This is a genomic window from Paenibacillus aceris, from assembly GCF_017874035.1.
Classification (GTDB): Bacteria; Bacillota; Bacilli; order Paenibacillales; family NBRC-103111; genus Paenibacillus_E; species Paenibacillus_E aceris.
This window is the reverse complement of sequence record NZ_JAGGKV010000018.1, coordinates 87807-106383: the sequence shown is the minus strand read 5'-3', so window position 1 is coordinate 106383 and position 18577 is coordinate 87807. Positions and strand designations below refer to the sequence as shown.

General features: G+C 46.1%; 19 protein-coding genes, 1 tRNA gene and 2 riboswitches. Of the genes, 14 read left to right on the top strand and 6 right to left on the bottom strand.

The features are described 5' to 3' along the window. Nucleotides 1-77: 77 nt before the first annotated feature. The 4 genes from J2Z65_RS26050 (at nucleotide 78) to J2Z65_RS26040 (ending at nucleotide 1871) form a co-directional block, all read left to right on the top strand. Nucleotides 78-434 carry a hypothetical protein gene (locus J2Z65_RS26050; RefSeq protein WP_167069034.1) on the top strand — a complete coding sequence of 119 codons (357 nt, stop codon included), beginning with the start codon at nucleotides 78-80 and terminating at the stop codon, nucleotides 432-434. 46 nt (nucleotides 435-480) lie between these two features. Further along, nucleotides 481-594 carry a DUF4023 family protein gene (locus J2Z65_RS26045; RefSeq protein ID WP_167069037.1) on the top strand — a complete coding sequence of 38 codons (114 nt, stop codon included), beginning with the start codon at nucleotides 481-483 and terminating at the stop codon, nucleotides 592-594. 416 nt (nucleotides 595-1010) lie between these two features. Beyond that, nucleotides 1011-1142 (top strand): hypothetical protein, encoded by a 132-nt coding sequence (locus tag J2Z65_RS35770; protein ID WP_275691097.1) that lies wholly within the window; start codon nucleotides 1011-1013, stop codon nucleotides 1140-1142. A 127-nt stretch (nucleotides 1143-1269) separates the two neighbouring features. Then, nucleotides 1270-1474: riboswitch (cobalamin riboswitch) on the top strand. A gap of 28 nt (nucleotides 1475-1502) precedes the next feature. Beyond that, the gene (locus J2Z65_RS26040; RefSeq protein WP_167069040.1) at nucleotides 1503-1871 is read left to right on the top strand and encodes a (2Fe-2S) ferredoxin domain-containing protein; all 369 of its coding nucleotides are present in this window, start codon (nucleotides 1503-1505) and stop codon (nucleotides 1869-1871) included. A gap of 65 nt (nucleotides 1872-1936) precedes the next feature. Here J2Z65_RS26040 and J2Z65_RS26035 read toward each other — a convergent pair whose 3' ends face one another. The 5 genes from J2Z65_RS26035 to J2Z65_RS26015 all read right to left on the bottom strand — a co-directional run bounded on the left by J2Z65_RS26035 (nucleotide 1937) and on the right by J2Z65_RS26015 (nucleotide 5159). Next, nucleotides 1937-2779: an energy-coupling factor ABC transporter ATP-binding protein gene (locus J2Z65_RS26035; protein WP_338111835.1), complete on the bottom strand. Its 843-nt coding sequence runs from the start codon at nucleotides 2777-2779 to the stop codon at nucleotides 1937-1939. Then, a complete protein-coding gene (gene cbiQ, locus J2Z65_RS26030) occupies nucleotides 2776-3501 on the bottom strand; it encodes a cobalt ECF transporter T component CbiQ (RefSeq protein ID WP_240160108.1) in 726 nt (241 codons plus the stop codon). Before cbiQ ends, J2Z65_RS26035 begins: the two co-directional genes overlap by 4 nt. A 77-nt stretch (nucleotides 3502-3578) precedes the next feature. Continuing rightward, nucleotides 3579-3863 carry an energy-coupling factor ABC transporter substrate-binding protein gene (locus J2Z65_RS26025; RefSeq protein ID WP_167069046.1) on the bottom strand — a complete coding sequence of 95 codons (285 nt, stop codon included), beginning with the start codon at nucleotides 3861-3863 and terminating at the stop codon, nucleotides 3579-3581. Beyond that, nucleotides 3860-4639 (bottom strand): energy-coupling factor ABC transporter permease, encoded by a 780-nt coding sequence (locus J2Z65_RS26020; protein WP_167069050.1) that lies wholly within the window; start codon nucleotides 4637-4639, stop codon nucleotides 3860-3862. The genes J2Z65_RS26025 and J2Z65_RS26020 overlap by 4 nt, the downstream gene beginning before the upstream one ends. Nucleotides 4640-4792: 153 nt before the next feature. Continuing rightward, nucleotides 4793-4984: riboswitch (cobalamin riboswitch) on the bottom strand. A 101-nt stretch (nucleotides 4985-5085) separates the two neighbouring features. Next, a tRNA-Arg gene (locus J2Z65_RS26015) sits at nucleotides 5086-5159 on the bottom strand. 180 nt (nucleotides 5160-5339) lie between these two features. On the opposite strand from J2Z65_RS26015, the gene J2Z65_RS26010 reads away from it, so the two are divergent. The 6 genes from J2Z65_RS26010 (at nucleotide 5340) to J2Z65_RS25985 (ending at nucleotide 11877) form a co-directional block, all read left to right on the top strand. Then, the gene (locus tag J2Z65_RS26010) at nucleotides 5340-6233 is read left to right on the top strand and encodes a hypothetical protein (RefSeq protein ID WP_167069053.1); all 894 of its coding nucleotides are present in this window, start codon (nucleotides 5340-5342) and stop codon (nucleotides 6231-6233) included. A 110-nt stretch (nucleotides 6234-6343) separates the two neighbouring features. Next, complete coding sequence (gene tig / locus J2Z65_RS26005) at nucleotides 6344-7645, top strand: trigger factor (protein ID WP_167069056.1); 1302 nt, start codon at nucleotides 6344-6346, stop codon at nucleotides 7643-7645. A 199-nt stretch (nucleotides 7646-7844) separates the two neighbouring features. Further along, on the top strand, nucleotides 7845-8435 hold the full coding sequence (gene clpP, locus J2Z65_RS26000; RefSeq protein ID WP_029194632.1) for an ATP-dependent Clp endopeptidase proteolytic subunit ClpP: 591 nt from the start codon (nucleotides 7845-7847) through the stop codon (nucleotides 8433-8435). 12 nt (nucleotides 8436-8447) lie between these two features. Next, on the top strand, nucleotides 8448-9716 hold the full coding sequence (gene clpX, locus J2Z65_RS25995; RefSeq protein WP_167069059.1) for an ATP-dependent protease ATP-binding subunit ClpX: 1269 nt from the start codon (nucleotides 8448-8450) through the stop codon (nucleotides 9714-9716). Nucleotides 9717-9814: 98 nt separating this feature from the next. Further along, nucleotides 9815-10912 (top strand): flavodoxin-dependent (E)-4-hydroxy-3-methylbut-2-enyl-diphosphate synthase, encoded by a 1098-nt coding sequence (ispG, locus tag J2Z65_RS25990; protein ID WP_167069063.1) that lies wholly within the window; start codon nucleotides 9815-9817, stop codon nucleotides 10910-10912. A 149-nt stretch (nucleotides 10913-11061) separates the two neighbouring features. Beyond that, nucleotides 11062-11877 (top strand): divergent polysaccharide deacetylase family protein, encoded by an 816-nt coding sequence (locus J2Z65_RS25985; protein WP_240160103.1) that lies wholly within the window; start codon nucleotides 11062-11064, stop codon nucleotides 11875-11877. Here the strand turns inward: J2Z65_RS25985 and J2Z65_RS25980 are convergent. Continuing rightward, on the bottom strand, nucleotides 11864-12553 hold the full coding sequence (locus J2Z65_RS25980) for an N-acetylmuramoyl-L-alanine amidase family protein (RefSeq protein WP_167069066.1): 690 nt from the start codon (nucleotides 12551-12553) through the stop codon (nucleotides 11864-11866). The two genes, J2Z65_RS25985 and J2Z65_RS25980, sit on opposite strands and share 14 nt — an antisense overlap. 214 nt (nucleotides 12554-12767) lie before the next feature. Between J2Z65_RS25980 and lonB the strand changes: the two genes are divergently transcribed. The 4 genes from lonB (at nucleotide 12768) to J2Z65_RS25960 (ending at nucleotide 18507) form a co-directional block, all read left to right on the top strand. Beyond that, entirely contained in the window at nucleotides 12768-14486 is a 1719-nt protein-coding gene (gene lonB, locus J2Z65_RS25975; protein WP_167069069.1) for an ATP-dependent protease LonB, read from the top strand. Nucleotides 14487-14636: 150 nt separating this feature from the next. Then, the gene (lon, locus tag J2Z65_RS25970; protein WP_167069072.1) at nucleotides 14637-16982 is read left to right on the top strand and encodes an endopeptidase La; all 2346 of its coding nucleotides are present in this window, start codon (nucleotides 14637-14639) and stop codon (nucleotides 16980-16982) included. 23 nt (nucleotides 16983-17005) lie between these two features. Beyond that, nucleotides 17006-17674 carry a ribosome biogenesis GTP-binding protein YihA/YsxC gene (gene yihA, locus J2Z65_RS25965; RefSeq protein WP_167069075.1) on the top strand — a complete coding sequence of 223 codons (669 nt, stop codon included), beginning with the start codon at nucleotides 17006-17008 and terminating at the stop codon, nucleotides 17672-17674. Nucleotides 17675-17919: 245 nt separating this feature from the next. After that, entirely contained in the window at nucleotides 17920-18507 is a 588-nt protein-coding gene (locus tag J2Z65_RS25960) for a non-ribosomal peptide synthetase module (RefSeq protein ID WP_167069078.1), read from the top strand. Nucleotides 18508-18577 lie beyond the last annotated feature (70 nt).

Sequence of the window (18577 nt, the reverse complement as noted above, 5' to 3'; positions counted from 1 at the left end):
TGGCAGATTTTGTGTTTTACGTTCAAGCCTGCTAGAATAAATTAATTATTACTTACTAAACAGTAAAGGTGATGGCAATGAAAAAGAAGCATTCCAAAGCACAAATCGATTACTTAGCTTCAAGAGAGCATTTTGTGCAAATTAGTCATCAAGCAGATAAACGAATTGCTGAATTGAAAGAGGAAGGCAAAGAAGTCGGACAGGCGGAAATGGAAGAAATCATCGAACGCGTCGGCCTGCACCGTGCCTATAACGAACTGACACAAGCCGAGAATGTTCTGATCAATTGGACGCAAACCGCAATAAAAACAGAACCTGAATTTATTGAAAAGCGCAGCCATTTCGAAGCGCTGTATGAAAAAGTCAAAACAGATGCTGAAGCCAGGGGCGCTATTCTAAATTTAGCCATGCGTTTAAATCTTGAGCTAGTGTGACATTCTAAAGAGGTAGTGCCATTCTTTCTTCAGGAGGCGAATGCTCATGGATAGTCATTTCATTAGCAAGCTGCACGACAAGCAGAAGAAAGCCGCGAAGAATTTCAGGACGCAAGGTGACGGTCAGCCAGGCAGTAACTTGCCTCACAAGAAGCACTAAAGTCTAATGGCACCAACCAAGAGCCTGCAGAGATCAAACTCTGCAGGCTTTTTTACATATCTGAATTGTAGGGGAACTACAGGGCGCTATTTTGCCGCAAACAGCCCTTTGAGCGGGTTAGGGGGAACTAGGGTCCACTATTTTGCTATTTTGACATATATTTGGACGCTGGAGGTTGAATAAAAGCCTGTAGTTCCCCTCCAACCTACGAAATTGTGCCATGTGCTTAAATAAGGGAATGGAGTTCCTTTAGCGTACCTATTTATCCGTAAACACTAAATTTTAAAAAACTTAACTGCAGGCAATGTTTATCACTATCCCATTTACCTTATGGATACTATATACAGCATATTTGGGAAGGCAAAACTCCATACTAATCAAGTGATCATTCCACTTACAGGAGGAGAAAGTCCATCATGGGTAAAAACAAAAGTATGAAACAAAAAGCGCAAAGCACAATCGATCATTCGAAACAATCTTCACGCATCCAGTCTAATTTAGATTCAACTGAGCCTGGTCATCATCAACCTAACCGGCCTTCTGTGTAAGAACTGTAAATTTGAATATTAAAATAAAGCATTTGAATGAAGCCGCAGCCATTTGGTTGACGGCTTTTTCCTTGTGCGAATCTCCGTATTCAAGTAAGATTACTAGAGAGTTGAGATCAACTCGGACAATCATATATTCAAAATAGGTGCTTACGCCGTGTGCATGTTCGCGAAGCGTTGCTGAAAAGGGAAGAACGGTTCAAAGCCGTCGCGGTCCCGCCACTGTAACAGAGGAGTCTACGTCTCTTTTAGCCACTGATCCATGGATTGGGAAGGCTGACGTTCGATGAGGATTCTGGAGCCAGGAGACCTGCCTATTCTTGATTCATTACTTACCTACGGGAGATAGGGGAGTGTAAGTTGAGCACTTGGGATTTATCAACAGTAAAGCATCATGTATTGATTTGTAATGGCGGATCCTGTCTTAGGAAATTAGGGGACGAGACAACTGTGGCTATTCGAGATGAAATTGCGCTTCATGATGCGCAGAGCCTCATACATACGACGAGGACAAGGTGTAATGGCCGCTGTGAAGATGCCTGTGTCGTTGTCGTATACCCGCAGGGGACATGGTATCAAGCGATGACACCGGAGAGCGGACGTCGGTTGGTGAGAGAGCATTTACTCCAGGGGCTGCCACTTGAGGAGCAGGTGACCTACGGCTATGGCGAGAGCTTTGTGCCGACAGGAAATGGCAGCGTTGGCCGAAGCCTTCGCAAAACGGTCTAAATAGAATGAAAAAAGGAGCGTCCCTAGGTCTTTTCAAGACTTAGGGGAAGCTCCTTTTTTAATAATTAGGCAAAAACTTTTTGCAGAAGCGTTTTGAAATCCTCTACATTTCTTGGCGCTTCGCGGCCTTGACGGCTAGCTTCAGGCAGTGCCTCCCACAGGTCGAGCAGCATGGGACGTTCCAAACCTAGCACTTTAATGGCTGCCTCATCCGCGAAAACATCCCCAGGCGTACCTTCCATAACGCACTGCCCCTTATCCATCACGAGTATCCAGTCAGCCCATGAGTAAGCCAAATTCATATCATGCGTAGCCATCACCAACGTGATGCCTCGACGATGAATGCGCTCAAGCTCTTCGACAAGCTCTCGTTCCGATACTCGATCGAGATAAGCTGTTGGCTCATCCAATAGCAGCAGGTCCGGCTCAAGGACGAGCACACCGGCAATAGCTACTCGTTTCTTTTGCCCTAAACTCAAATGGTGGATAGGAGTATGCGCGAGATGCTCCAACCGCATGGTCCGCAGAATTGCTTCTGTCCGCCTTTGTATTTCAGGTTCGGGAACGGAGGCATTCCTGAGTCCATATGTGACGTCCTCATAGGGAGTATTCAGGATAATCTGCTGTTCCGGATCTTGGAAGACAACACCGATGTCCTGACGCAGCTGTTTAAGTTCTTTGCGCCCGTAGGAGACCGGTGCGTTTCTCCACAGAACTTGACCGGAAGAAGGCGAATGAATGCCGATGGCATGAAGAAATAGGGTGGATTTGCCGGACCCGTTATGGCCGCATATGGCTGTCTTTTTTCCCTCAGGTACTCGAAGAGTTAAATTGCGCAAGGCATCGGACTGCGAGCCAGAGTAACGAAAGTTAACTTCTTTGGTTTCTAAAATACGGTTCATACTCATACGTTCCTCCAACTTAAGCGAAGCCAAATTTCCAGCAGCAGCAAGAGCATGAAACCGACGCAGCTCTCCAATTTGTATCGCAAAGGAACAGGGCTTCCTTGATAAGGGGCTAGCGGAATATCATCCGTAAAGCCTCTGGACATCAGTCCATTGGACAGCGATCTGTACTGCTGCATGGTTTTCATAAACATTTGCATAATGAGTGTGGCCGTATCTTTGAGCCTGTTTTTAAAGCCTGTTTGTCCGCCTCTGGCTTGTTGAGCGAGATACATGTCCTGGACCGTTTCAAAGAGGATAAACAGAAACCGGTACATAATCTGCATAATTTCCAGCACGAGTGCGGGAACACGAACTTTTTTCAGAACTTGAAGCAGCTCAGAAAAAGGTGTGCTGAACAAAATAAAGCTCACACAGGTAAGGCTTGCTAGAATGCGAAGGAATAACTTGGCGGCAAGCAGGAGACCGGCCGAGGTGACGGTCACTTTCCAATTTAATAGGGTGAAAGCGGCCACCTCATGAGGGAGAGTCAGCTCTCCCCTCACAGGATGAAGCTCGACAATTAACGCGGGCACACTTGCAGCAAAAAAGAGACAAGCAGCACCGATCAAAGTGGCATAATATTTGACCGGGATTCGAGCGTAGCCTACTGTCCATATCGTCATCCAACACGCAATTGCGACTTGAACCGCTGGATGTGTGAGATAAGAGAGCATCATCATCATCACCGCAAAACCGCATTTCCACATTGGAGATAACGGGCGCAAAGCATTCATATACGAAAGTGAATCGATTTGTTTCATCATTGGCTTTTGGGTTTTGACGTTTTTCCTTTAAAAAAACCGAAAGCAAACCCGATGAAGCCTGCACCGATGGCTGCTTGTAATGCAAACAGCATGCTTTCCGTCTCGCCTGGGAGCTCAAATAGCGATGAGAACCAAGGCGTATAGGAAGGATGAATGCTTTGGATTAATTTTTCAGCGGCATCATCGGATCCACCAAATTCGCCTTGGACGAAAATGAGCGGGAAAACGGCAAGCACAACAACGGCGGCTAGCATGAGGATGTTTTTTGTACGGGTTTTCATAGTTCGGATGCTCCTTTCATTTTATGCTGCAGAATCGTAAGCTCTTTCGGGCTGTAAGCTTGCAGCCAATTCCAAATCAAAACCGTTAGAATACCTTCACTGATTGCAAGCGGGATTTGGGTAATCGCGAAAATACCGCCAAACTTCAAGAAGGACGCGACAAACCCGCCATGCTCAGCAGGAAAAGCAAGGGCTAGCTGGATGGATGTCACGACATAAGTCGTTAGGTCAGCCAGCGCAGCCGCCATAAAAATCGACCATTTTTGCTTGCCGGTTGCTTTCATCATGGATCGATAGATGAGATAACCGACGACGGGGCCGGAGAGAGCCATAGAGAAGGCGTTTGCTCCTAGTGTCGTAAGACCGCCATGGGCAAGCAGGACAGCTTGGAAAAGCAAAACAATAGAGCCGAGGACGCTCATCGGAAGCGGTCCGAACATCACGGCACCCAAGCCTGTCCCAGTGGGGTGCGAGCTGCTCCCAGTGACCGACGGGATTTTGAGTGCCGACAGTACGAAAGTGAAGGCGCCGGCAAGGCCGAGCATAATTTTGAGCTCCGGATGTTCTTTGGTTATTTTGATCAATGAACGAACGCCGAGGAAGAAGAAGGGCAGGAAGGCCGCCCACCAGAAGATCGCCCAGCCGATGGGGAGAAATCCTTCCATAATGTGCATCGCGTACGCAGATTGAGGTACATTGATGAATAGATAGAGTGCGAAACCCAATACGACTAGCAAGAAACTAGTGAACTTTGTCTTTCTTGATTTTGTTTGCATGGTTTTGAGAAATCCTCCTATGAATTGAATGGTGAAGCATGAACAAAAAGACCAATCCTGGTGGATTGGCCTTGGGTAGGTACGCGCGAACAACGACAAATAGAAGCTAAATGCCGGAAGATTTGACGTACACCGCTCCTTTCCGCGAAGGTTTCTGGGTGCATAAATGGAGGTAGGTCTCCTGGCTCTCGGATCTGTGTATCTTTCAGCCTTCCCTGATGTTCATCAAGTGACATGATAGAAAGAAACTCCCCGAATACAGTGGCGGGACCGCTCGGGATTTGCACCCGATTCCCTGTTACCCCTTGCTTGCTGCGCAAGGGCACCTCATTTATTCGTAAATTATGTAATTGAAAAGAGTATAACACAATTTAAAAGATTCGTAGCATATTGTCTGAAAAAAACAAAAAGACCGCGATTTCTCGCGGCCTTCTCTTCTTGCTGAACGTCCCAGGAGGGATTCGAACCCCCGACCGCACGCTTAGAAGGCGTGTGCTCTATCCAGCTGAGCTACTGAGACATAGACCTCTTCTTACCGCCCAGCGTGTAGCTGTTTGGCGAAGCAAGAGTTATATTATCATATCTTTTCGAGGGAAGTCAACACCTATTTTAAAATTATTTTGCAATCAGGGATACAATCAAGTAAACTGTGTCCAGCGAGACCAAGATTTCTGAGGTGATCCACATAGTAGAGCCATCTATGAATAATGTTATTCTTTTTCCGAAAACAGAGCAATATTACGAAGAAGAGCTTACCCGCTTTTTAAAGAAAGAGCAGTATAGCGACGCTCTCCAACTGCTAACCTTCCTGCTTCAATTTCCAGCCGCCCACCCGCAAAAAATTGAGCAATGGGAAGCGTTGAGCATTTGGCTGCAAACGATGTTTCCGGAAACACTGTTCCCCATGTCGAGTCCAACGGAAGAGGATATAGAAGGGGAAGAGGATTTATTAAGACAGTACATACATGAGAAGTCATCGGACAACGGCGCCTATGGCCTGAAGTTATTGGACTTGCTCCAAACAGGTACATTGGAACAGCAAGTCAGCGCACTTGAACAACTGGGTTTTGTCGATCAACCAGGTATTAGTGCAAGTATTAAGGCATGGCTTAGCGAGAAACCGCGGCACCCGCACATTCAATTCAAAGCCCTGCAGGCGCTTAAACAAATGGGGGAGCAGGGATTCATCGAATTTCCGAAGAACGGGGATAGGATTGCTGTCCAGATCGAAGAGACGCCGCTATGTCCGGAGGATTTTCCATCTCAAATTCGTGATATGATTCGCAGAGTCGGAGATATTAGTGAGATAAGCCAACCGGATTTTGTTTATTTTGCAAAACAAACTTGGCAGGAGTTTTTGGCTTACGCTTACGGAACATCGATCTATACGGATTTGCTTAGAACGGAGGATGGAGCTGTCGATGTATGGGCATCTGCCTTGCATGCGCTGCTCCAAGAGCGATTATTCGGTTCCGTAAATCGGGAGGAATTGCTAGATAACTACGGGATTGTAGACTCGATGACACTGCAATGGAAGCGGGCGCATCTTGTGCTGCAGGCGTTTGTGAAGCAGTTTAACCCGGATCCGTCCTAAGGGCGAAAGGTCGCCTTGAAATGAATTTGTTATATGTTATAATAGAATGGTTATAATGAGCGTAACGTGAAAATATGTCATCGTACATTTTTGGAAGGGGAAAGCATAAAATGAAAGCAAGTTGGGAAAAAATAGAGAAGAACGTAGGCGTTCTTGAAGTGGAAGTTGGCGCAGAGCGCGTCGCAGATGCATTGGATAAAGCATTCAAAAAAGTATCCGCGAAAGTGAATGTTCCGGGTTTCCGTAAAGGTAAAGTGCCACGTTCAATCTTTGAAGCTAAATTTGGTGTAGAAAGCCTGTATCAAGATGCACTAGACATCATTTTGCCAGAAGTTTACGTACAAGCGATCGAAGAGGTCAAAATCGAGCCTGTTGATCGTCCTGAAGTAGACGTTGAGCAATTCGGCAAAGGACAAGTTCTCAAATTTAAAGCGAAAGTTACGGTTAAGCCAGAAGTAACTCTTGGCGAATACAAAGGCATCGAAGTTGAAGCGGTAGATGCTAATGTAACGGACGAAGAAGTGGACAGCGAGCTTTCCCGTCTGCAACAACGTCACGCTGAATTGGTTGTTCTTGAAGAAGGACAAGCAGCTAACGGCGACGTGGTCGTTCTTGATTTCGAAGGTTTCGTTGATGGCGAAGCATTCGAAGGTGGAAAAGCGGAGAAATACTCCCTTGAACTTGGTTCCAACTCCTTCATTCCTGGTTTCGAAGAGCAACTTGTAGGACTTGGCAAAGGCGAAGAGAAAGATGTTAACGTTTCTTTCCCTGAGAACTACCATTCCGAAGATCTGAAAGGCAAAGCGGCTGTGTTCAAAGTGAAAATTCACGACATCAAACGCAAAAACCTGCCAGAACTTGATGATGAGTTTGCCAAAGACGTGAGTGAGTACGATACGCTTGTAGAGTACAAAGAAGAATTGAAAAACCGTCTTCAAGAGCGCAAAACAAAAGATTCAGAGGCTGCTCTGGAAACAGCTGTTGTTGAGAAAGCTGCAGCTAACGCTGATGTTGAAATTCCAGCTTCGATGGTAGAAGCAGAGCTTGATGTAATGGTGAAAGAATTCGAAAGACGTCTACGCTCCCAAGGCATGACGCTTGAGATTTACTTCCAGTTCTCCGGTCAAAACGAGAGCGTGTTGAAAGAACAAATGAGAGAAGATGCTGAGAAGCGTGTTCGCAACAACCTTGTTCTTGAAGCCATTGCTGCTGCAGAAAATATCACAGTATCCGACGAAGAAGTTAACGCGGAACTTGAGAAATTTGCACCATCCTACCAAAAATCAACAGAAGAACTTCGCGAGCTGTTTGCATCTAACGGCAGCCTAGAAGGTCTGAGCAATGATCTTGTGATTAGAAAAACGGTAGACTTCTTGCTTGAAAATAGCAAGCATGTTTCCGCGGCAGTATAAATAAGGTTAGTAAAGGCACGTACGTAAGCAACGTGCCTTTCTTTTACCCTATTTTAGCCTCAAACTGCCTAAAAACTTAAGTAATTCCTTGCATACATAGCAGTCTTCTGAAAAAATGACTTTGCTGCTCAAACATGTTAAACTGTTACTGAATCCCAATTTGGAAAACATGGCTTTGGCCACAAAAGGAGTTGGTACAATGAGTCTTATTCCTATGGTTGTTGAACAAGAGGCACGTGGGGAACGTTCTTACGACATTTACTCGCGTCTACTTAAGGACCGCATTATTTTCATTGGGAGCGCCATTGATGATGATGTGGCTAATTTGGTCATTGCCCAGCTGCTTTTTTTATCTGCTCAGGATCCCGATAAGGATATCCACTTATATATCAACTCACCAGGTGGATCTGTAACAGCTGGAATGGGTATCTTCGATACCATGCAATTTATTAAACCGGATGTATCTACCATCTGCGTAGGTATGGCCGCTAGTATGGGGTCTTTGCTGTTAACAGCAGGCGCCAAAGGCAAGCGATACGCGCTGCCAAATGCTGAAGTTATGATTCACCAACCGCTCGGCGGTGTAAGAGGTCAAGCGACCGATATTAAGATTCACGCGGATTGGATTATCAAAACGAAACAAAAACTCAACCAGATTTATGTGGATCGTACGGGACAGCCGCTTGAAAAGATCGAAAGAGACACCGACCGGGATAACTTTATGAGCGCTGAAGAGGCGAAGGCATATGGGTTAATCGACGAGGTTATCACTCGAAACGACTTGAAATAAAGGAGTGATCCCATGTTTAAATTTAACGATGAAAAAGGCCAACTCAAATGTTCCTTTTGTGGAAAATCTCAGGACCAAGTTCGCAAGCTTGTTGCAGGTCCGGGAGTTTACATTTGTGATGAATGTATAGAGCTTTGCACAGAAATTGTGGAAGAAGAACTAGGTCACGAAGAAGAGCTGGATCTGAAGGATGTTCCGAAACCTAAGGAAATCCGCAACATTTTGGACCAGTACGTGATCGGGCAAGAACAAGCGAAGAAATCTCTTGCGGTTGCAGTGTACAATCACTACAAGCGCATTAATTCCCAAAACAAGCTGGAAGATGTTGAGCTTCAAAAAAGTAACATCGTTCTTCTAGGACCAACAGGAAGCGGTAAAACACTGCTTGCGCAAACGCTAGCCAAAATTCTGAATGTTCCATTCGCGATCGCGGATGCAACTTCATTGACAGAAGCGGGCTATGTGGGTGAAGACGTTGAGAACATTTTGCTCAAATTGATTCAAGCTGCAGATTATGATGTGGAAAAAGCCGAGCGCGGCATCATCTACATCGACGAGATTGATAAAGTAGCACGCAAATCCGAGAATCCGTCCATTACAAGAGACGTTTCCGGCGAAGGCGTTCAACAAGCATTGCTCAAAATTCTTGAAGGTACGGTCGCATCCGTTCCACCGCAAGGCGGACGTAAGCACCCGCATCAAGAGTTTATTCAAATTGATACAACGAACATTCTGTTTATTTGCGGAGGAGCCTTCGATGGTCTAGAGCAAATTATTAAACGCAGAATTGGTAAAAAAGTGATTGGGTTCAGCACGGACGGTGCTAAAGTAGATTTGAAACCAGGCGAGTACTTATCCATGGTACTTCCAGAAGATCTGCTCAGATTCGGATTGATTCCGGAATTCGTAGGCCGTCTACCGGTTATCTCTACGCTTGAGCCACTGGATGAAGCAGCGCTTGTTCGTATTCTTTCCGAACCGAAAAATGCGCTCGTGAAGCAATACCAGAAGATGCTCGAGATGGATAACGTTTCACTCGAATTCGACGCAGAGGCGCTTGACGCCATTGCCAAAGAAGCGATTAAACGGAATACCGGCGCGCGTGGTCTAAGAGCGATCATCGAAAGCATTATGCTTGACGTGATGTTCGAGGTCCCTTCAAGAACAGATGTCTCCTCTTGCGTAGTCTCTAAGGAAACGGTTCAAAACAAGCTTGCGCCTGTTTTGACGACCAAAGACGGCTCACAAGCGACAGGCAAGAAAAAAGAAGAAAGTGCGTAACCCATAATTTCATAAACGAACACACAGCCTCCAATCCGGTTTCCTTATGCAGGAAATTGGAGCGGAGGATGTTTGGTGTCATGGGGAGAGAAACCATAATGTTCCATAGAAAAGACACGCGTGCCGTTCGAGTAGGCGACTTAACGATCGGCGGAAGCAATGAAGTCATTATGCAAAGCATGTGTACGACGAAAACAGCGGATGTAAAAGCAACCGTTGCTGAGATTCATCGTCTGGAAGAAGCAGGCTGTCAATTGGTTCGTGTGACTGTGAACAATAAGGAAGCAGCAGAAGCGATTAAAGAGATTAAGAAGCAGATTCATATTCCGCTTGTTTCCGATATCCATTTTGACCACCGTTTAGCGCTGGCTGCGATTGAAAATGGGATCGATAAAGTGCGGATTAATCCAGGCAATATCGGGCGCCGCGAAAAAGTAGAAGCGGTTGTTAAAGCCTGTAAAGAGCGAGGGATACCGATTCGTATCGGTGTTAACGCCGGTTCACTCGAGAACCATCTTCTTGAAAAGTATGGTTATCCGACGCCGGAAGCTATGGTGGAAAGTGCCTTATATCATATCAATATTTTAGAAGAGCTCGATTTCCAAGATATCATCGTATCTCTCAAAGCTTCTGATGTTCCGATGGCGATTGCCGCTTACTCGCAAGCTGCGAAAGCTTTCAATTACCCTCTTCACCTCGGTATTACAGAGGCTGGAACGCTCTTCACAGGCGCTGTGAAAAGTGCCGCGGGCATTGGCACTCTGCTTAACATGGGAATCGGCAACACGCTTCGTATTTCGCTTAGTGCAGACCCGGTTGAAGAGATTAAAGTTGCACGTGAACTGTTAAAAACGTTCGGATTAATTACGAACGCTGCAACGCTTGTTTCCTGCCCGACCTGTGGACGCTTGGACATTGACTTGTTCTCGATCGCAAATGAGGTAGAAGAGTACATTGCCAAGATCAAAGTGCCGATTAAAGTATCCGTCCTTGGCTGTGCCGTTAACGGACCTGGTGAAGCACGCGAAGCCGATATTGGGATTGCAGGCGCACGAGGCGAAGGTATGCTGTTCCGGTACGGAGAGATGATCCGTAAAGTGCCGGAGGCAGAGCTTCTCAGCGAGTTGAAAAAGGAAATTGATATCATCGTAAAAGCCTTCGAAGAAACAGGTGCTATTCCTGGTCGTAAGCACTAATTTTATTTAAGATAAGTAAAGCCGTTAAGAAACTCCTTGGGGGGATCTTAACGGCTTTTTGTTATTCTCTGCACGCATATTTGGAGCCCAAGAGAAGCATAATGAGAGAAACTGGAAAGCTTATCTTCTAAGGGTGAAGGAGAATAATCATGAATTTGTTTAAAAAAAGCTCGGCAACGCGTCAAATCTCTCTAGTTGTTACAATGGGAATTTCGATGTTCCTTCTACCGGCACACTCCGGAGCAGATAGCATCCTTCCCAATCTACCTGTCGTTGAATCAACGACGAAGAAGGTCGCCATTGTCATTGATGACTTTGGCAATAATATGGAAGGCACAACCGAAATGTTAAATTTGCCGATTCCTTTCACAGTAGCCGTGATGCCATTCCTTCCTTCGACGAAACAGGATGCTCAGCTGGCTCACGACAAAGGCCATGAGGTTATTTTGCACCTACCTATGGAGCCTGTGCGCGGTAAGAAGAGTTGGCTTGGACCTGGGGCCATTACAACGGACTTATCCAGCGATGAGATCCATAAGCGAATCGTAGCGGCCATTGAGGATGTCCCTTATGCGATAGGCATCAATAATCATATGGGCTCCAAAGCGACTGCCGATGAAAGAGTCATGAACATCCTCGTGGATATTTGCAAAGAAAGAAATCTTATTTTATTGGACAGCCGCACGTCACCAAAAAGCTTGATCGGGAAATTGGCCAGCCAAAAGGGCGTTCCATTTTCAGAAAATCAGCTGTTCTTTGATGATCTATATACGTATAGCCACATTAGCAAGCAGATGGTGAGATTTAAGAAGCTCGTCAGAGACAGAGATTTGGTTATTGCTATCGGGCATGTAGGCCCCCCCGGCAAGAAAACGGCTCAAGTGATTAAAGAAGCTATTCCAACTCTGCAAAAGGAAGCAACCTTCGTCTCTCTATCGCAAACAGTGAAACTTAACTTGAAGTAGGGCTTTTATGGACCATCGCAAAGTATTCATCCACAGCACGGCTAACAGCTTCTGCAAGCTTTGATTGATGATGAGAGCTATTCAGCAGTTTGCGGTCGTGTTTATTGGAAATGAATCCGAACTCCACGATAACAGAAGGGCACTTGGTATTCTTGAGCACATAATATTTTTTGCCAAGTATAGGCAGTTCATCTGTGCCGTATACACGATTAAGTGATGTCTGGAGCAGATTAGCAAGCAGGATGCTGTCGGATTGATTCTGGTGAAAAACAAGAGGCCCTCTGCGATCGGACTTGCCTGACCAGTTAATATGCATGCTGAGCATCATTTTGGGTTTAATCGTATTGGCAATTCCGGCTCGCTGTGCCAAGTCTTTGCGATGTCTTCCTCCAAAGGACCATTTATTATCTTGGCTTAGAGCATAATCATCCGTTCGATTGATAATGACGCGGTAGCCTTTTTTCTGAAGAAGCTTGTACGTTTTTTTGGAAATGGCTAAATTCATGTCTTTTTCTTGGTATTTACCGACTTTGGCTCCAGAGTCAACGCCGCCATGACCTACATCGATGATAATATCGGCGTAGGGGAGAAGGGGATTCCCTGCAAAAGCGTATGCATCAGAGCCTGCTGCACAGAGGCAAAGGAAAAGTAGGACGATCGTCAAAAATTGCTTCAAAATGCCACATCCTTTTGCATGAAATATCTCCTCTTATCCTTCTTCAGGAGAAGGACTATCATACGTCGTTCAAAAGTTTGCTTGGATTGGATTAACCTTCTTTTACACGGGAATAATGGAAGTTATCGCTAAGGTTTACGAACCGTTTTGCCCAAGCAAAGACGAACTGACAAGCCAGTTTAGCGATGGGCGAAACTCTAAGGAGGTATGACAAATGAGTCTAAGTATTATTTTAATGGTAATTCAAGTGTTTTTTGCGGTTGTCATCGGGCTGTACTTCTGGAATTTACTGCGTAACCAACAGACCAATCGTTCTGCTGTCGATAGAGAATCCAGGAAAGAGTTGGAGAAGCTGAGAAAGCTTAGATCCATTTCTCTGACAAAACCGCTCTCGGAGAAAACAAGACCATCCTCTATGCAGGATATTGTAGGTCAGGTTGAAGGTCTTAAAGCTTTAAAAGCTGCATTATGTGGTCCAAATCCACAGCATGTTCTTATTTATGGCCCTCCTGGTGTAGGTAAAACGGCAGCGGCTCGCGTCGTATTGGAGGAAGCTAAGAAAAATCAGGAATCTCCGTTCCGTCCGGATTCGAAGTTTACAGAGATTGATGCGACAACGGCTCGATTTGACGAAAGAGGGATTGCCGATCCGCTGATCGGTTCTGTTCATGATCCTATTTATCAAGGCGCAGGCGCAATGGGCGTTGCGGGGATCCCGCAGCCGAAGCCAGGTGCTGTGACGAAGGCGCATGGGGGCATTTTGTTCATCGATGAAATCGGTGAATTACACCCAACCCAAATGAACAAATTATTAAAGGTGCTGGAAGACCGCAAAGTATTTCTAGAGAGTGCGTATTACAGCTCCGAAGATACGAATATTCCAGGCTATATCCATGATATATTTCAAAACGGCCTTCCTGCGGACTTCCGCTTAGTAGGCGCCACGACTCGCACTCCTAGCGAGATTCCGCCGGCGATTCGTTCGCGTTGTTTGGAAATCTTTTTCCGTCCGCTGTTGCCGGAAGAAGTCGGAGAGATCGCGCGTAAAGCATTGGATAAGATTGGTTTTAAGAAATGTGAAGCTGCCGTTGGGGTTGTTATGAAATACGCAACCAACGGTAGAGAAGCCGTGAATGTCATTCAACTTGCGGCAGGTATCGCTTTATCGGATAAAAGAGATGAAATTACCGCTTCCGACATAGAATGGGTTGTAAATTCATCGCAAATTCCTCCCAGACCTGAACGCAAAGTGCCAGCACAGCCACAGATCGGATTTGTCAATGGTTTAGCGGTTTATGGCCCTAACTTGGGTACTCTACTTGAGATTGAGGTATCCGCAATTCCTATTGCCGCAGCGGGTACAGGGAAGTTCAACATCACAGGTGTTGTGGATGAAGAAGAAATGGGAGGAGGCTCTCGGACGATTCGCCGGAAAAGCATGGCTCGCGGCTCTGTGGAAAATGTGTTAACGGTCCTTCGCAAGCTTGGATTTAACACCTCCGATTACGATCTGCATATTAATTTCCCAGGCGGTGTGCCGATCGACGGGCCTTCTGCCGGTATTTCAATGGCGACAGCTATCGCATCTGCGATACATAAAATTCCTGTCGATAACAAATTGGCCATGACGGGCGAAATGAGCATACACGGAAAAGTTAAGCCGGTAGGCGGAGTTGTCGCTAAGGTTGAAGCAGCGTTTCAAGCTGGAGCGACCAAAGTCATTATTCCAAAAGAAAATTGGCAAGAGATGTTTGCGGATTTACCAGGCGTCGAAGTGATTGCTGCTGATTCCATCGAAGAGGTGCTCAGCGTTGCTCTAGGCATTGAGCTTCATGATAATGTCATTCCTATGCCATATGCCGCAGATAGAACGATTGCTTCATCGACTTTGCCGATTCTGCACGCGAATTCACAGCATACGATTGATTCGTAATTCTGAATTGCCGTTACCTTACATGGTGCGTTAGGTGTCAATTGGTGTTTTCTGTGCAGTTTTGTTAAAATGTAAAGGGCAATGGATGAATAAAATAATGAGAGACTTTGAGCTTGGACTCAAAGCTCCCTATATATGGAGGTGCAGAGGATGGGACCCGGAAAAATCAAGGTGCGCAGATTGCCGCTATTGCCTCTAAGGGGACTGCTGGTTTATCCGAGCATGGTTCTACATCTGGATGTAGGGCGGGAGAAATCGGTTAAAGCACTAGAGCGGGCAATGGTGGATGACAGCATGATTCTCCTCTGCTCTCAATCTGAGATCAACATAGAAGAGCCTTCCAAAGAAGATATTTATCGCATCGGGACGATTGCAAAGGTGCGGCAAATGCTGAAACTGCCGAATGGAACGATTCGTGTATTAGTCGAAGGCGTGTTGCGTGCTGAGATTGTAGAGTACCTCGTGAATGATGAATATTACGAAGTTACAGCCAAAGAGCTGCCCGAGCAAGAAATTACGGATCCAGAGATCGACGCGCTGATGCGCACAGTACTGAATCAGTTCGAGCATTATATCAATTTATCTAAAAAGGTTACGCCGGAAACGCTCGCGGCTGTTTCGGATATCGACGAACCAGGTCGTTTGGCTGATGTGATCTGCAGCCATTTGTCACTCAAAATTAAAGATAAGCAGGACATTTTGGAGACGGTGGATGTGCGTGAACGGCTCGAGAAAATGCTCAATATTTTAAATAATGAGCGGGAAGTGCTCGAGCTGGAGCGCAAAATCAGCCAACGCGTCAAGAAGCAAATGGAGAAGACGCAGAAGGAATACTACCTTCGCGAGCAGATGAAAGCTATTCAGAAGGAGCTTGGAGACAAGGAAGGCCGCGCAGGCGAAGTCGATGAGCTGCGTAGTCAGTTAGCGGAAGCTGAATTGCCAGATAAAGTGCGAGAAAAAGTCGAGAAGGAAATCGACCGTCTGGAGAAAATGCCGGCAACCTCGGCAGAGGGCGGCGTTATTCGCAACTACATCGATTGGCTGCTTGGCTTGCCTTGGTCCAAATCAACCGAGGATGACCTCGATTTGAATAAGGCGGAAGAGATTCTCAATGAAGATCATTTCGGACTTGAGAAGCCGAAAGAGCGCGTGCTTGAGTATTTAGCCGTACAGAAACTGGTCAAGAAGCTCAAAGGACCTATCCTATGTCTGGTTGGCCCGCCAGGGGTCGGTAAAACGTCTATTGCCCGTTCCATCGCAAGATCGATGGGCAGACAGTTCATCCGCATCTCGTTGGGCGGAGTGAGAGATGAAGCCGAGATTCGCGGCCATCGTCGAACGTATGTTGGAGCTATGCCCGGCAGGATCGTCCAAGGTATGAAAAATGCCGGAGCCAATAATCCTGTTTTCTTATTAGACGAAATCGATAAAATGGCCATGGATTTCCGCGGAGACCCTGCGTCGGCTTTGCTGGAAGTTCTTGATCCCGAGCAAAATAGCACTTTTAGTGATCATTTCATTGAAGTTCCGTTTGACTTGTCTAATGTCATGTTCGTGACGACAGCCAATGCCGTACACAACATTCCGCGTCCTTTGTTAGATCGGATGGAAGTTCTGTACATTCCGGGCTATACGGAAATTGAGAAACTGCAAATTGCGAAGAAATATTTGCTGCCTAAGCAAAAACGAGACCATGGCCTCGAGGAAGAGCAGCTTCTAGTCGACGATTCGGCTTTGATGAAGATCGTGCGTGAATATACGCGTGAAGCCGGCGTACGTAATTTGGAACAGCAAGTGGCTGGTATGAACCGGAAAGCCGCCAAAAAAATCGTGTCAGACCCTTCTACACCGGTACATGTGACGGAAGAAAACTTAAAGGACTATTTAGGTCCTGCGAAGTTCCGGTATAACGTAGCGGAAGAGAAGGATCAAATAGGGGCTGTGACAGGGCTTGCTTGGACTGAAGTCGGAGGAGACACCTTGGTCATTGAAGTTACAGTGATGCAAGGCACAGGCAAGCTAACATTGACAGGTAAGCTCGGTGATGTGATGAAGGAATCCGCACAAGCGGCTTTCAGCTACACGCGTACACGGGCGGATGTGCTCGGCATAGCTCCTGATTTCCACGAGAAGAATGACATTCACATCCACATTCCGGAAGGTGCGATACCAAAGGATGGTCCTTCAGCTGGCATTACGATGGCCACCGCATTGATTTCGGCACTGACCAATATCCCTGTTTCCCGCACTGTCGCTATGACGGGTGAGATCACGCTCCGCGGCCGCGTACTGCCGATCGGAGGATTGAAGGAAAAGGCGCTTGCTGCACATCGAGCTGGTATCCGTACCATCCTGCTGCCTCAGGACAATGAGAAAGATATCGTAGAAATTCCAGAAAGTGTCCGCGATGAGATGACCTTTATCCCGGTTAGCCATATGGATCAAGTGCTCGAACATGCGCTTGTGAAGAATAGGCCGCCTGCTCATGTCGGATAACCATAGAAAGTAGTTGAACAATCTTGAAAGTCAATCAAGCTGAGTTTGTAATCAGTGCGGTTGGACCTAGTCAATATCCAGAGGATGCCTTGCCGGAGATTGCTCTGGCAGGGCGTTCTAATGTCGGGAAATCCTCGCTCATTAACTGCTTGATTTCCCGCAAAAATTTGGCTAGAACCAGCTCACAGCCCGGTAAAACCCAAACATTGAATTATTATAAAGTGAATCAGGACTTATATTTTGTAGATCTTCCCGGTTACGGCTATGCGAAAGTATCCAAAACGAAACGGGAGCAATGGGGCAAATTCATTGAGAGTTACTTAATGCATCGTGAAACGCTGCGCCTCGTCATGCAGTTGGTGGATTTAAGACACCCGCCTTCCAAAGACGATCAAGCCATGTATGAATGGCTAAGACATCATGACGTGCCCGTTCTCGTGGTTGCAACCAAGGCCGATAAGATTCCCAAAAGCCAATGGCCCAAACATCTCAAGATCGTTCGAGAGACGCTGGGCATGGACAAAGGTGTTCAGCCGCTGATGTTTTCCTCTGAGCTTACGCTTGGGAAGGACGAGTTGTGGAGCATCCTGGAGCAAGCTATTGCTTATGGAGAGCCAGAACCCGAAGCAGCCGAAGCCGAAGCAGCCCCAATAGAGACAATTAAAGAAGCAAATGAGCATGAGCCGTCCTGATTCAAAGGGGCGGTTTTTTGTGTATATAAGAGCAAGATGCCAAAAGAGCGAGGAAATCAAGAAGAAGTACACAGGAAAGTGAGGTTTTCTAGGGGAAATTTACTGGCATTCCGTATTTCCTTGGTTTTTTCAGAATATTTGGCGGATTATCATGAAATGCACGCAGGAATATTAGAGACGCATGTAGTATAATAATAAACAAGGTAATTGTTCATCGCTTGAAAACAAAGAATCGAGGGATTTTTATGGCACAAAGGTTAGCGACTGAATATGTCAAGACCTGCCTCCAGTTAACAGAAGCCGAGATGTTCAGGTTTTTTCAAATGTTCGTGGATCATCAAGTGACTTTGCAAGTGAAAGTTTTGGAAAATGGCAATCAAGAGGTTGTTTTTCAAGATGGTGCAGGTCAGGAAATCGTCCTTTCATTTGAGAAGAAATCGGGCCTATATGAATGTACAGGATCCTGCAGATTAAGTAATACTTTACTGGCTAATTTAATGCGTAAGGCAGTATCAGAGTTTAAAGGAAGCGCCACGGTGAACCGAATTTACCCTAGTTATACAATGGTTTACTACTATGAACGCGGGACTGTTGTGAAGATCGAGGAAGTCAAAGGGCAATTGGTAACGGTCATCTATGAGTACAGAGACACCATTGGCCTCATGCAGGAAATGTTCCAGAAGAGAGAAGTCGAACAAGAGATCGAAATGATCTACGACCAAATTAACCATCTTCTTGATTTGCGTAATATGGTGCAAGACCAAGAAGAACATCAGCAGATTGACACTCGCCTCAATGAGCTCACACATCGTTTGTTTATTCTGGAGGCTTAACAACCACATATACATGCTAATGGAAGACCCGGTTACCGGGTCTTTTTTGTGTCTAAATTGCGACTTTTTG